Below are 9,346 nucleotides of genomic sequence, written 5' to 3'. Positions count from 1 at the left end.
TCCCCCCGCCTGCTCGACCGGCGGGCGACGAAGCTGCGCGCCCCGATCATCTCGGTGGTCGGCTCCGAGGACCCGGTCACCGACTACCACCGCGAGCGGTACGCCGAGTGGCAGTTCCTCAGCGACACGCTCGGCCTGGTCGTGCTCGACCAGGCCGGGCACTTCTTCCTCAAGTACCGGGCCGAGGAACTGGCCGAGATCGTCTCCCAGGTGCACCCGGCGGTGGCCGCCGGTGACCTCACCGGGCTGGATCCGCAGGCCCGGGGCGAGGACGCCGGCTGGGCGGTGCACGACACGCTCCGGGTCGGCGAGACCGGCCGGCCCGACACCACGGTCAAGCCCAGCATGGGCCGGTTCCTGGCCGTCACCGTCGGGCAGCTCGTCTCCAGCACCGGTTCGGCGCTGACCGCGTTCGCGTTGCCGATCTGGCTGTTCAACCGCACCGGCTCGGTGGCCGACCTCGGCCTGCTCTGGGCGCTCGCGCTGATCTGCGGCGTGCTCATGCTGCCGGTGGCCGGCGCCCTGGTCGACCGGGTCAGCCGACGCCGGATCATGATGGTGGCCAGTTGCGTCGCCGGTGCGATCCAGTTGGTGCTGGCCGGCCTGCTGTGGACCGACAGCCTGGTGCTCTGGCACATCTACCTGCTGGTGGCGTTCAGCTCGGTGGCCGGGTCGTTCCAGCGGATCGCGTTCCAGTCGGCGGTGCCGCAGCTCGTGCCGAAACGCTACCTCGGCCACGCCATGGGCATCACCCAGCTCTCCACCGGCGTGGCCACGCTGCTGATGCCGGTCTTCGCCGCTGGCCTGCTCGCCGCGATCGACCTCAAGGGCATCCTGGTCATCGACGTGGCGAGCTACGTCGTCGCGGTGCTCACGCTGGCCGTGGTCCGCTTCCCGGACCTGCTCGGCTGGCGGCCCCGGGAACGGCTGCTGGTGGCCATCGCCAACGGCATGCGCTACTCCTGGCGGCACCGCGGGTTCCGGCTGATGCTCGGCTACTTCGCGATCGGCAACATCTTCCTCGCGCCGGCGCTGGTGCTCNGGCCGAGGCGGTGGGCGCGGTGCTCGGCGGCGTGCTGATGGCGGTCTGGGGCGGGCCGCGCAAGCGGCGGATGATCGGCGTGCTGATCGGCAACCTGGGCACCGCGGTCGGCTGCGTGCTGATCGGCCTGGACGCGTCCGTGGCGATGATCTGCGTCGGCTTCTGCTGGCTGGCCCTGTCGATGACCACCGCGCAGTCGATCTACGCAACGATCGTGCAGGTGAAGGTGCCGCAGCGCTTCCACGGCCGGGTGTTCAGCCTCAACCAGACCATTTCCTGGTCCACCCTGCCGATCGGGTTCGCGCTGCTCGCGCCGGCCGCCACCGCCGTGTTCGAGCCGATGCTCGCCCCGGGCGGCACGCTGGCCGGCACCGTGGGCGAGGTGATCGGCACCGGCCCGGGCCGTGGCATCGGCTTCGCGTACGTCTGCTTCGGGGTGATCCTGACCCTGATCACCCTGGGCGGCTTCGCGACCCGATTGCTGCGCCGGTTCGACCTGGAGGTCGAGGACTCCCTGCCCGACGACCTGATCGGTGCCCAGGAGCGCCAGAAGCGCCTGGCCGCCAGTGCGGAGGCCCGGCAGAGCGTCCCCGCCTGAAGCCGCCCCGCCTGGGCCGCGCCGGTTGATGCAGGAGTCCCCGCCGGGCCGTACCACCGGTCCCGCAGCCCAGGTGCCGTGGGCGACCCCGCTGCGGCCGCCCGACCATGCACCCATGGCGTTCCACTCACGGCCTGATCGAGGCGCGAGTGGAACGCCATGGGTGTCTGGAGGGTCGGGACGCACCCATGGCGTTCCACTCGTGGGCTGAATGAGGCGTGGGTGGAACGGTATGGGTGTCTGCGGGGTTAGGAAGTACCCGTGGGCCGGGGCCGGTCGTGGTGATCTTGCCCAGCGCGTGATCACCGGCCTGGCCGGCAGTTCGAGAGCTGGCTGGGTGGTCGCCGGTGTCGGACCGGGCTGGCATGGTAGAGGCATGTGCCGGAACATTCGCGTGCTCCACAACTTCGAGCCGCCCGCGACCGACGACGAGATCGCCGCCGCCGCCCTTCAGTACGTGCGCAAGGTCAGCGGCACGCCCCGGCCGTCCGCGGCCAACGAGGAGGCGTTCGACGAGGCGGTGCGCGCGGTCACGGCGGCCACCCGCACCCTGCTGGACAGCCTCGTGACGAAAGCACCCTCCCGGGACCGGGAGGTNCGACGCCCTGAGCCGACGCCGGTCCGGTGCGGCGGGGCACCCCGCTCAGGTGGTCTCGTCGGCGGGCAGCTCCGTCGGCTCGGTGACCCAGGCGGAGTAGACCGGCAGCGCGTGCCAGGGGCTGGCCGCCTCGTCAATGGTCACCGCGACCACCGCGTAGGGGTGCGCGAAGCGCAGGTCGGCGACGCGGGCGACACCCTCCGGCGGCAGGCCGGCGACCATGCCGAACGCGGTCACCGCGGCGGCCTCGAAGCCGTAGCGGCCGAACCGGGCCACCGCCGACTGCGTCGCCTCGAACGGCGGTTCGGCCAGCCCGAGCAGGCCGCCCAGGGCCCGCGCCGCCGCGTCGAACCCGAACCCGGGCGCCGTGAGGTCGTGCCGGCTCTCCGCCGCCCAGCACGGCAGCACTGCGGTGGCGCGTTCCTCCCGTCCGTCCGGGGCGAAGGTGCGGGTGGGCTCCTCGCGCAGCGTCCACAGCGGGGTCTCACCGAGCGGCAGGTCGAACAGCGACCGCCGGCCCGGCGCCGGCGCGTCCGGCATGGCGGCGGCGGTGACGGCCAGCTCCCGCGCGGCGGCCAGCACCTCCCCGGCGGGCACCTCCGACGCCGCCGCCACGGACACCACCAGCATCCCGGCGCCGTCGTCGCCGGTACGCGCCGGCGCCGCGTGCACCGCCACGTCGCCGGCCCGGTCGGTGGCCGACACCCAGCAGCGGTGCCCGACCGGGGGCGTGCGCAACACCTGCCGCAACCGGCCGGCCCAGGCGCTGCCGGCACCCAGCTCGGCGGCCGGCGCCACCTCGAACGGGTCGGCCCAGGACACGCGGGTGGCCAGCGCGTTCGCCAGGATCAGCAGTGTCTCCGGGGTGACGTCGACCGGGAACCGCTCGACCAGCCCGCCGGTGCGCTCCCGGGCCCAGGCGTCCAGCGTGGCCTGGTCGGGCAGCGGGCCGTGCTCGGCCTGCTCGGGCAGGCCGGCCCGCCACCCGGTCAGCTCGTCGAAGGGCGTCCGCTCCCACAGCGCGGTGGCCGTGGCGACCATCGGGTGCGGCGCGGCGAGCAGCGCCCGGGCGGCCGCGGCCGCGTCGTCGGGGTCGACGCCGAGCGCCTCGGCCAGCGCCGCCCGGGCCTGCCCGGTGGCGGCCGGGCCGGTCAGCGCCAGCAGCAGCCAGGCTCCCAGCGGCGAGGCGACGTGGTGGGTGTCACCGGCGGCGCGGTGCAGCCGCTCGGCGTAGTGGGCCAGGGGTGCGTGCAGAGGATTCACCCGCTCCACTCTGCCCGCTGACGCGCTCACCGGCACGGCCGCTCAGGACCACAGCTCGAACGGCTCGTCGATCTCCGCACCGGCGAGGAACGCCGGCAGCAGCTCCGGCAGCCGGCCCGGATAGCACCGCGGCCGGTCGGCGAGCACCTCGGCCAGCGGCCACCAGCGGAACCCGAAGTAGTCCTCCACCTCGTAGTCCAGCCGGTGCGCCTCGTCCACGTCGGGCCCGGGACCGGACAGCCGCACCGTCACCACCACCTCGTCCTGCAGGTGCCGCCGCTGCCGGTGCAGGAAACTGGCCCGCCGCCGCCAGGTCGGGGCGCCGAGGTCACCCGGCTCGACCACGATGCCGGTCTCCTCGCGCAGCTCGCGCACCGCCGCCTCCCGGTACGTCTCGCCGGCGTCCAGTCCACCGCCGGGCAGCTCCCACCAGACGCCCAGGTCGGGGTGCTCGGGGTCGCGGGTGTGGAACAGCAGCACCCGGTCGGCGGCGTCCAGCACCACCACCCGCACGGCGCGCCGCTCCACCACCGGGAAATCGCGGGGCAACTCCATGCCCGCAGCCTACGGGGGCCACCCGGCGGCTCGGCGGGGTGGAAATGTGGTCGTGGCCGGCGGGCGGGGCGGGAAGGATGGCGGCATGTCGCAACTGTTCGGGGAGAAGGCCGACACCTACCACGAGGCGCGGCCGGGCTATCCGGCCGAGGTGGCCGACGCCGTCCGGGCCTACCACGGCGGGTCGCCCGACACCCTGGTCGAGGTCGGTGCCGGCACCGGCCTGGCCACCGCGGTCCTGCTCGCCCTCGGCGCCGCCACCACCTGCGTCGAGCCGGACGCCCGGATGGCCCGCGTGCTGGCCGAGCGGTTTCCCGCCGTCGACGTGGTGACGACGAGCTTCGAGCGGTGGCGCCCGCCGGCCGGCGGCGTCGCCGTGCTGGCCTGCGCGATGGCGTGGCACTGGCTTGACCCGGCCACCCGCAACCGCCGCGCCCACGACGCGCTGCGTCCCGGCGGCACGCTCGCCGTCCTCAGCCACCGCTACGACTACGTCGAGGCGGAGCAGGCCGGGGCGATCCGGGCGGCGTTCTCCTCCGCCGACCCCGCCGATCGGGGCGACCGGCCGGACGACTGGTTCCACGAGGACGTCGCCGGCAGCGGCTGCTTCACCGACGTACGGCTGTCCCGGTTCCGCCGCGCGGTGCCGCTGGACACCGCGGCGTACCTGCGGCTGGTCGACACGTTCTCGCCGCAGTTGCGTCGCCCGCCCGAGCTGCGCGAGCGGGTCCGCGCGGCGGTCGGCGCGGCGGTCGACGGCTTCGGCGGCACGGTCGTGCTGGACCTGCGCACCACGCTCGTGCTGGCCCGCCGCCCGGCCTGACCGGCGGTCACCCGGCGTCGACCGTCCGGGCCACCTCCGGCGGGAGTCACCCGGGCATGGTGGCGAAACCGTGGGCGGGGCCGCCACCGGATTCCTCCCGGCGGCGACGGGATAGGCTGCCCGCCGTGGCAGGTCTGTTGAGGAATGTGGCGTCCCGGCTCGGTCGGATCACCGGGGGCGCGGCCGCGCCCACCCGCACCGGCGGGCCGATCCCGGCCCAGGTCGCGCGCCGACGCCAGGTCAGCGCGCTGCAGCGCCGCGAGCTGTCGTACGCGCCGGAGCCGGACGGGCAGGCGGACCCGGGCGAGATCGTCTGGACCTGGGTGCCCTACGAGGACGACCCGCGTCAGGGCAAGGATCGTCCGGTGCTGGTGGTGGGCCGGCACAGCCGCACCCTGTTCGGGCTGATGCTGTCGAGTCAGAGTGACCGGGACGGGCAGCGGCACTGGCTGGCGCTGGGCCCGGGGGAGTGGGACCGGGAGAAGCGGCCGAGCTGGGTGCGCCTGGACCGGGTGCTCACCATGCGCGAGGACGGCATCCGCCGGGAGGGCGCGGTGCTGGACCGGCCCCGGTTCGACCGGGTCGGCCAGGCGCTGCGGGCCGGCTACGGCTGGCGCTGAGCGTGCGTCGGCGCCGCTGACCGGGCCGGTCAGTACTCCGCGACGAGTTGGCGTGGTGAGTGGGTGGAGCTGAGCGTCTTCGCCTCGTACATGGCGGCGTCGGCGCGGCACAACGCGTCGGTGAGCTGGGTGGGGCTGTGCACCGGGGCGAGCCCGATCGAGGCGGTGACCCGGATGGTGCGCCCGCCGAGCGGAATGGGCGCGGCGAGGGCCTCGTAGAGCCGACGGGTGGCGTGGTCGATCCAGCGTCGGTCGGCCGCCGGGCTGACCAGCAGGCCGGCGAACTCGTCGCCGCCGAGCCGGGCGACCAGGTTGTTGCCGGCGAAGGCGGCCAGCCGCTGCGCCACGCTGACCAGCACCTGGTCACCCGCGGCGTGCCCGTAGCGGTCGTTGATCTGTTTGAAGCCGTCGAGGTCGAGCACCACCGCCACCAGGGGCTGGCCGGCGGGGTCGGTGAGCAGGGCGGCGGCCAGCCGGAAGAACGCGCGGCGGTTGGGCAGCCCGGTCAGCGGGTCGTGGCTGGCCGCGTGCCGCTCGGCGGCCAGTTCGGCCTGGAGCAGGTCGAGTTCGGCCTCGGCGCGTAGCGCCCGGCGGCGCAGCTGCCAGGCGGAGGCCAGAGCACCGACGGCGGAGATGCCGGAGGCGACGGTCATCGGATCCGGCACGCGCCCTCCTCACCCGCGTTTCCCGGCCGCGCCGGGCGGCATCCGGGTAACGGAACGTGAGCGACCCGGCACACCGTACGTTCGGCTATCATGCTCGCTGTCCATTGCAGATGCAATAGCAAATGCACGTGCATTCCACTTCTCAGTCGACAGACGTCGCCACCCACCGCTCCTCCCCGCGGCCTCGGCTGGCTCTTCCCCGAAGGACGCCCATGCAGCAGCCCCCGAACGGCGTACCCGTGACCGAGTTGCCCCCGATGCGCTGGTCGAAGAGCCGTCGCAGCAACCCGAGCGGCAACTGCGTCGAGCTGGCCGAGCTGCCCGGCGGCACCGGCATCGCGGTACGCAACTCCCGGCACCCGGAGGGGCCGGCGCTCATCTACACGGTGGACGAGATCGCGGCGTTCGTCCTCGGTGCCCGGGACGGCGACTTCGACCACCTCATCCCGCCGTCCCGTACACGGGACTGAATCGCCCGGCCGGGGGAGTTCACCTCACTGTCGGTTCATGGCATGCTTACTCGTCGGCCGGGGAGGGCACCCGGTCCGGGGCAGTCGGGATGCGAGGGCGGTCAGGTGGCGACGGTGCCCGTCGAGAGTGGTCCGACCAGCGGTCCGACCGTGCTGCGCATGCTGCTCGGGGCGCAGCTGCGGCGGCTGCGGGAGAGCGCGGCGGTCAGCCGGGAGAGCGCCGGCTGGGAGATCCGTTCCTCGGAATCCAAGATCAGCCGGATGGAGCTGGGTCGGGTCGGCTTCAAGGAACGCGACGTGGCCGACCTGCTCACGCTCTACGGGGTCACCACGCCGGCCGATCGCGCCGCGCTGCTCAAGCTGGCCCGGGACGCGAACAGTCCGGGTTGGTGGCACCGCTACGGGGACGTGCTGCCCGCCTGGTTCCAGTCCTACCTGGGGCTGGAGGCCGCCGCCGCGCTGATCCGCACGTACGAGGTGCAGTTCGTGCCCGGCCTGCTCCAGACCGCAGCGTACGCGCGGGAGGTGATCCTGCTCGGGCACCGCGGCGCGTCGCCGGCGGAGCTGGACCGGCGGGTGAACCTGCGGATCGAACGCCAGGGGCTGCTGCGTCGCGACCGTCCCCCGCAGCTGTGGGCGGTGCTGGACGAGGCCGTGCTGCGCCGGCCGATCGGCGGTGCCGCGGTGATGCGCGAGCAGTTGGACGCGCTGATCGAGGCGACCACGGCGCCGCACGTGCGACTCCAGATCGTGCCGTTCGCCGCCGGCGGGCACGCCGCCGCCAGCGGTGCCTTCAGCATCCTGCGCTTCGGCGACCAGGACCTGCCCGACATCGTCTACATCGAGCAGCTCACCAGCGCCATCTACCTCGACAAGCGCGACGACCTCGACTACTACGCGGAGGCGATGGAGCGGCTGTGCGTCGAGGCCGCGCCGCCGGAACGCACTCGTGAGCTGCTGACCCGCATCCGGGACGAGCTCTACCCGGCGATACCATGACCGGGACCGCCGACAGTGGACGGATGCCGTCCGGCGGTCGTGGTGCGCGAGTCGTGGAGGCGGCCTTGACCAGCGAAGTTCCCGGTCCGGTGGTCGGGTCGGGTTACCAGGGCGACCGGATCGACACCTCGGTGGCGCATCCCGCCCGGCGCTACAACTACTGGCTGGGCGGCAAGGACAACTTCCAGGCCGACCGCGACTCCGGCGACGCGATGGCCGCCCGGTTCCCGACCATCCGGCTCAGCGCGGTGGAGAACCGGCGGTTCCTGCGGCGGACGGTCCGGCACCTGGCCGGCGAGGCGGGGATCCGCCAGTTCCTCGACATCGGCACCGGCATTCCCACCGCGGCCAACACCCACGAGGTGGCGCAGTCCGTCGACCCGCGCGCCCGGGTGGCCTACGTCGACAACGACCCGATCGTGCTGGCTCACGCCCGCGCGCTGCTCACCAGCTCGCCCGAGGGCGCCACCGCCTACCTCGACGCGGACCTGCGGGACCCGGAGCGCATCCTCGACCACCCCGAGCTGCGGCGCACCCTGGACCTGTCCGAGCCGGTGGCGTTGATGCTGGTGGCGGTGCTGCACTTCGTGCCGGACGACGACGACCCGTACGCGATCGTCGCCCGGCTGCTCGCCGCGTTGCCCGCCGGCAGCTACCTGGTCGCCTCGCACGCCACCCACGATCACCTGCCGGCCCACCTGACCGCCGAGGCGAAGGCGGCGGCCCGTGGCGGCCCGCACGGCCTGATCAACCTGCGCGGCCGGGACGAGTTCGCCCGCTTCTTCGACGGTCTGGCGCTGGTCGAGCCGGGCATCTGCTCGGTGGCCGAGTGGCGTGCCGCCGACGAACCGGGCCCCCGCCCCTCGGTGGCCGACGTCAGCATGTACGGCGGCGTCGCGCGCACACCCTGACCGGGGTTGGTGCGCGGCGGGGGAGGGCGGGCACACTGGGGGGGAATCATGTCGCCGTTCACGCCCGAACTCCGGCTGCACGACCGGTACGTCCTGCGCGAGCGCATCGGGCTCGGCGGGATGTCCGAGGTGTGGCGTGCCGACGACGAGGTGCTGCACCGCCCGGTCGCGGTGAAGGCGCTCGCCGGCCGGCTCGCCGCCGACCCGCAACTGCGCGCCACCCTCCAACGCGAGGCCCGCGCGGCGGCGCGGCTCACCCACCCGCACGTCACCCAGGTGTACGACTACGGCGAGGCGACCCTGCCCGGCGGCGTGGTGACGCCGTACCTGGTGATGGAGTTGGTCGAGGGCCAGACGCTCGCCGACCGGCTCGCCGGCGGGCCGCTGCCCTGGCCGGACGCGGTCCGGACGGCGGGTCAGGTCGCCGCCGCGCTGGCCGCCGCGCACCGGATCGGGGTGGTGCACCGCGACGTCAAGCCGGCCAACGTGATGCTCACCGAGACCGGCGCGAAGGTGCTCGACTTCGGCATCGCCGCGCCGGCCGGCCCGCACGACCCGGCCACCGGGCCGGTCGGCGAACCGCGGGCCGGCACCCCCGCGTACTTCGCCCCGGAACGGCTCGACGCCGGCCCGGCCCACCCGGCCGGCGACGTGTACGCGCTCGGCGTGCTGCTCTACCGCAGCCTCACCGGCCGGCCCCCGCTGCCGGTGCGCACCTGGGACGACGTGGTCGAGCTGCGGAACCGCCGGCCGCCCGTCCCGCCGCCGCGGGTGCCCGGGCTGCCGGCCGACGTCGCCCACC

At 74.4% G+C, this 9,346-nt stretch carries 11 protein-coding genes and 1 pseudogene; 9 read left to right on the top strand and 3 right to left on the bottom strand.

Annotation, left to right across the window (positions count from 1 at the left end; genetic code table 11):
* Positions 1-345 precede the first annotated feature (345 nt).
* The 3 genes and pseudogenes from B1205_RS33640 to B1205_RS26670 form a co-directional block, all read left to right on the top strand.
* Positions 346-1,080 (top strand): MFS transporter, encoded by a 735-nt coding sequence (locus B1205_RS33640; protein ID WP_441338576.1) that lies wholly within the window; start codon positions 346-348, stop codon positions 1,078-1,080.
* A complete protein-coding gene (locus B1205_RS33635) occupies positions 1,062-1,640 on the top strand; it encodes a hypothetical protein (protein WP_441338574.1) in 579 nt (192 codons plus the stop codon). The genes B1205_RS33640 and B1205_RS33635 overlap by 19 nt, the downstream gene beginning before the upstream one ends.
* Positions 1,641-2,016: 376 nt before the next feature.
* Positions 2,017-2,235, top strand: a pseudogene (locus B1205_RS26670) (DUF2277 domain-containing protein); the annotation flags it as partial.
* Positions 2,236-2,283: 48 nt separating this feature from the next.
* Here the strand turns inward: B1205_RS26670 and B1205_RS26665 are convergent.
* The gene (locus B1205_RS26665) at positions 2,284-3,501 is read right to left on the bottom strand and encodes a serpin family protein (RefSeq protein WP_089158139.1); all 1,218 of its coding nucleotides are present in this window, start codon (positions 3,499-3,501) and stop codon (positions 2,284-2,286) included.
* Between the two features lie 42 nt (positions 3,502-3,543).
* Positions 3,544-4,056, bottom strand: a complete 513-nt coding sequence (locus B1205_RS26660; protein ID WP_089158113.1) for an NUDIX hydrolase — start codon at positions 4,054-4,056, stop codon at positions 3,544-3,546.
* A gap of 85 nt (positions 4,057-4,141) precedes the next feature.
* Between B1205_RS26660 and B1205_RS26655 the strand changes: the two genes are divergently transcribed.
* Positions 4,142-4,879: a class I SAM-dependent methyltransferase gene (locus B1205_RS26655; RefSeq protein WP_176308814.1), complete on the top strand. Its 738-nt coding sequence runs from the start codon at positions 4,142-4,144 to the stop codon at positions 4,877-4,879.
* 125 nt (positions 4,880-5,004) lie between these two features.
* Positions 5,005-5,499 carry a type II toxin-antitoxin system PemK/MazF family toxin gene (locus tag B1205_RS26650; RefSeq protein WP_089158111.1) on the top strand — a complete coding sequence of 165 codons (495 nt, stop codon included), beginning with the start codon at positions 5,005-5,007 and terminating at the stop codon, positions 5,497-5,499.
* A 29-nt stretch (positions 5,500-5,528) separates the two neighbouring features.
* On the opposite strand, the gene B1205_RS26645 is transcribed toward B1205_RS26650, so the two are convergent.
* On the bottom strand, positions 5,529-6,164 hold the full coding sequence (locus B1205_RS26645) for a GGDEF domain-containing protein (protein ID WP_089158110.1): 636 nt from the start codon (positions 6,162-6,164) through the stop codon (positions 5,529-5,531).
* A gap of 212 nt (positions 6,165-6,376) precedes the next feature.
* Here B1205_RS26645 and B1205_RS26640 point away from each other — a divergent pair, with 212 nt between their 5' ends.
* From B1205_RS26640 to B1205_RS32470, 4 genes are all read left to right on the top strand, one after another.
* On the top strand, positions 6,377-6,634 hold the full coding sequence (locus B1205_RS26640; RefSeq protein WP_089158109.1) for a DUF397 domain-containing protein: 258 nt from the start codon (positions 6,377-6,379) through the stop codon (positions 6,632-6,634).
* 105 nt (positions 6,635-6,739) lie between these two features.
* Positions 6,740-7,633 carry a helix-turn-helix domain-containing protein gene (locus B1205_RS26635; protein WP_089158108.1) on the top strand — a complete coding sequence of 298 codons (894 nt, stop codon included), beginning with the start codon at positions 6,740-6,742 and terminating at the stop codon, positions 7,631-7,633.
* A 53-nt stretch (positions 7,634-7,686) separates the two neighbouring features.
* Positions 7,687-8,544: an SAM-dependent methyltransferase gene (locus tag B1205_RS26630; protein WP_254910231.1), complete on the top strand. Its 858-nt coding sequence runs from the start codon at positions 7,687-7,689 to the stop codon at positions 8,542-8,544.
* 48 nt (positions 8,545-8,592) lie between these two features.
* The coding region (locus B1205_RS32470; RefSeq protein WP_254910230.1) for a serine/threonine-protein kinase at positions 8,593-9,346 on the top strand (754 nt) is incomplete at its 3' end.

Source organism: Micromonospora sp. NBS 11-29, assembly GCF_002140155.1.
Classification (GTDB): Bacteria; Actinomycetota; Actinomycetes; order Mycobacteriales; family Micromonosporaceae; genus Micromonospora.
Note: the sequence above shows the minus strand (reverse complement) of the source record. Positions and strands in the feature narration are given on the sequence as shown.

What these genes read in the sequence shown, in the direction of transcription:
- B1205_RS26655 (WP_176308814.1), top strand. Translation starts at nt 4,142, where the DNA reads ATGTCGCAACTGTTCGGGGAGAAGGCCGACACCTACCACGAGGCGCGG.
- B1205_RS26660 (WP_089158113.1), bottom strand. Translation starts at nt 4,056, where the DNA reads ATGGAGTTGCCCCGCGATTTCCCGGTGGTGGAGCGGCGCGCCGTGCGG.
- B1205_RS26640 (WP_089158109.1), top strand. Translation starts at nt 6,377, where the DNA reads ATGCAGCAGCCCCCGAACGGCGTACCCGTGACCGAGTTGCCCCCGATG.